Origin of the sequence: uncultured Victivallis sp. (genome assembly GCF_944391105.1) — a bacterium.
Lineage (GTDB): Bacteria > Verrucomicrobiota > Lentisphaeria > Victivallales > Victivallaceae > Victivallis.
This window is the reverse complement of sequence record NZ_CALXSK010000085.1, coordinates 1-2,933: the sequence shown is the minus strand read 5'-3', so window position 1 is coordinate 2,933 and position 2,933 is coordinate 1. Positions and strand designations below refer to the sequence as shown.

Sequence of the window (2,933 nt, the reverse complement as noted above, 5' to 3'; positions counted from 1 at the left end):
GATAGTCCCAGAGTTAAGATGAACCTTCTGCCTCTTTTTTCATCCCGCCGAATTAAAAACTTTTGAAATTACCTCACACATTTGTTTTTTTATTGATAACGGATCGCAAACGTGGCTTGCTTCATCTAAAGCAATAAACTGATCGGAGAATGTGCTCTTGGGGATTAGGTAGACTATGCTTGCTCACTTTTGTAAAAGTAATTTGAGGGAGTGCAGTTCAAACAGATTTCACTTATATATAACCTTTGTGATGGCAGGCTGAGGTAATCGGCCTGAATGAGTGATCAGCCCTGTCGGTCTTTACTGACCGGCGGGGCTGATTGGTTTTAATCGCATGGAGGTGGTGAAGATGAAGATCAGAAAGAGTGTGTTGCTGGAGGCGTTGAAGGTGCTGGGGAAGGTTGTGGCGCAGACTTCGCCGGAGGAGGTGGTGCGGTCGGTTCGCTTTGTCGGGGTCGGCGGGCGGCTGCGGCTTGTTGCGACTGACGGCGTGGAGTGTGTCGCATTGAGTGTGGAGTGTGAGTCGGCGGAGGCGATCGATTTCGCGGTCGAATATCGGGCGTTGCGGGAGCTGATCCGTTCCACGCGGGGTGGCGAGGTCGAGGTTACCGGGACGCCGCTTGAATGGCCGGAGCTGGAGGTTGTCCCCGAGGACGCGGTCAAAGTCGAGCTTCCGGCCTCGTTCGGGGAGTTGCTCACCTTGGCGGCTCCGGTTGCGGACCGCGATGGTGCGCGGCTCATTCTGCGGGGCGTCAACCTTTCGCCGGAGGGCATCACTGTGACGAACGGGAAGGAGCTTCTGCATCTCCCTTGTCCGCTCACGATTCCGGAGGAGGTTACGCTGCCGTTTCCGCTCGCGTTGTTGACTGCGAAGCCCGCCGCTCCCGGCGTACTCCACCTCTGGAGTCGGCACAGTGAGCGGCTTTTCCGGATCGAGATCGGCGGCTTTCTGTGGCAGGGGAAAGCGCTCTCCGGGAAATTCCCCGCCTGGAAGCAGGTGATTCCGTCCGGCAACGCTTTGGATTATTCGCTGGAGTTCTTCGAGCCGGAACGGATCATCGCGTTTCTGAAGACGGTTCCCGACCACGAACCGCTGAACGGAATTGAACTCAATGTGACGCCGCATGGCGTGACGCTTATTCCGGTCGATACTCCCGAAATGTCGTTCGAGACGGACGCGGAGTTTCTGGGCGTTCAGCCGCAGGCGGTGCTGGTGCTCAACAAGTACATCCTGTTGCGGATGCTTCAGCAGCGTTACACGAAGTTCCGCGCCCATTCGGACGGGCGGATGCCGGTCGTGGCCGAGGGCGGCGCTGGCTGTTACATTGTGATGCCGATTCACCTTAGTCCCAAATTCAATCCACAAACCAACAAGGAGGCAAGCAAAATGGAAACGAACGAAATCAAAGAAACCGACTCCCGCCGGGAGTCTGCAAACGAAGCTACCGACCCGATGGAGGAGCTGAATCACGGGATCGACGAACTGCGAGGAAAACTCAAGCTGCTGCTCGACGAAACCGGCGTGCTGACTCGCAAGGTCAAAGAAGCCGTGCTCAAGCAGAAACAGAAAGAGCGGGACTTCATCCTCGCCAAGCGCGCCATCGAACGGATCAAAATGGCGATTTGACCACATCGACAAAACAAACATACAACCGAAGGGACGGTGGCCTGACCGCTTCCGTCTCTTCTCATTTATGGAGGTGAAATGATGTTGAAACTCAATGCGTCGTATTCGAAGAAGGTTCCGGCCGGGGAGGAGTATTCGAGCCAGAGCTTCCATGCGTCGGTCGAAGTCGAACTCCCGGACGGGCTCACGCAGGAGCAGCTGCAGGCTCGGATTCATGAAACGTTCGACCTCGTACGGAATTCGGTCGAAGCGGAATTGCATGGAAATGTGCCCCGCAATCATGAGGGGTATCCCGTTGCAGAAGAACGCAAAACCGTGCCGCAGGGCAACCGGGCAGCGGGTCGTCAGAACGACGTTCCCGCGAGTCCGAAACAGCTCTCGTATCTGCTTGATCTTGCCCGGCAGCGTGGAGTGACTCCGCAGCAGATTGCCGCGCAGCATGGCGTGCCGGATGTGCGGCAGCTCAGCAAACGGCAGTGTTCGGAACTCATCAACAGCTGGAGGGCGGCATGATGGCAACCATCGATGAACTGCGGCAGGAACCGCACTGGTCCTATTCGGCGCTGAACACTTACCTCAACGTCTGCCAGCTGCAATACTTCTACCGTTATGTGGAGCAGCCGGAGATCGAGCGGACTTCGGTCTGCCTCCCGTTCGGCAAGGCGTTTCATGCGGCTTTGACCGCGCAGGCGTGGGAGTGTCTGATGGGAAGTTCGCTGACCCGGGAGGAGATCGTCAACCTCTTTGCAGAGTCGTTCCGGATCGAAACCGAAATCGCGCCGAATTTGATCTACAAAGAGGGCGAAAACTTCGACTCGATGATCGCGCTGGCGACCCGGATGCTCGATGCCGCGCTCGCGAACTGGTCGGACTTTTACACGATCAAAGGTGTCGCGCAGGCGTTCAAGATCGACGTTCCCGGACTCAAAAAGCCGCTGATCGGCGAATGGGATTTTCTCGTGCAGGACGGGCGGGATGTCTGCATCGTGGACTGGAAAACTTCCGCGAGCCGCTGGCCCGCAAGCAAGGCCGACCGCGACTTACAGGCAACCGTGTTCAGTTATGCCTACGAAAAGTTGAACGGCACGACGCCGCTCTTCCGGTTCGACGTGATCACCAAAGCGAAGAATCCGGTTTGCGAAACGCACTACACCTGCCGCGATGAGGCCGCGTTCCGGCGGTTCGAGTCGCTGGCGGCACGGGTGCAGGACGCGGTGGACAAGGGCGTGTTTCTGCCGAACGAAACGAGCTTCGCCTGTGCGGAGTGTCCGTATAAAAATCGTTGCAAAAACTGGAGGTAACGTAT

General features: G+C 57.0%; 3 protein-coding genes. All 3 read left to right on the top strand.

Annotated elements, in window-relative coordinates:
• The first annotated feature begins 349 nt into the window (after positions 1–349).
• A complete protein-coding gene (locus Q0K10_RS15525) occupies positions 350–1,627 on the top strand; it encodes a hypothetical protein (RefSeq protein WP_294509070.1) in 1,278 nt (425 codons plus the stop codon).
• A 78-nt stretch (positions 1,628–1,705) separates the two neighbouring features.
• On the top strand, positions 1,706–2,140 hold the full coding sequence (locus Q0K10_RS15520) for a hypothetical protein (protein WP_294509067.1): 435 nt from the start codon (positions 1,706–1,708) through the stop codon (positions 2,138–2,140).
• Positions 2,137–2,928, top strand: coding sequence for a PD-(D/E)XK nuclease family protein (locus tag Q0K10_RS15515; RefSeq protein ID WP_294509064.1), 792 nt, complete (start codon positions 2,137–2,139; stop codon positions 2,926–2,928). Before Q0K10_RS15520 ends, Q0K10_RS15515 begins: the two co-directional genes overlap by 4 nt.
• The last annotated feature ends 5 nt before the right edge of the window (positions 2,929–2,933 follow it).

Excerpts from the sequence above, each read along its gene's own strand:
- Q0K10_RS15515 (WP_294509064.1), top strand. The coding sequence starts at position 2,137 with ATGATGGCAACCATCGATGAACTGCGGCAGGAACCGCACTGGTCCTAT.
- Q0K10_RS15520 (WP_294509067.1), top strand. The coding sequence starts at position 1,706 with ATGATGTTGAAACTCAATGCGTCGTATTCGAAGAAGGTTCCGGCCGGG.
- Q0K10_RS15525 (WP_294509070.1), top strand. The coding sequence starts at position 350 with ATGAAGATCAGAAAGAGTGTGTTGCTGGAGGCGTTGAAGGTGCTGGGG.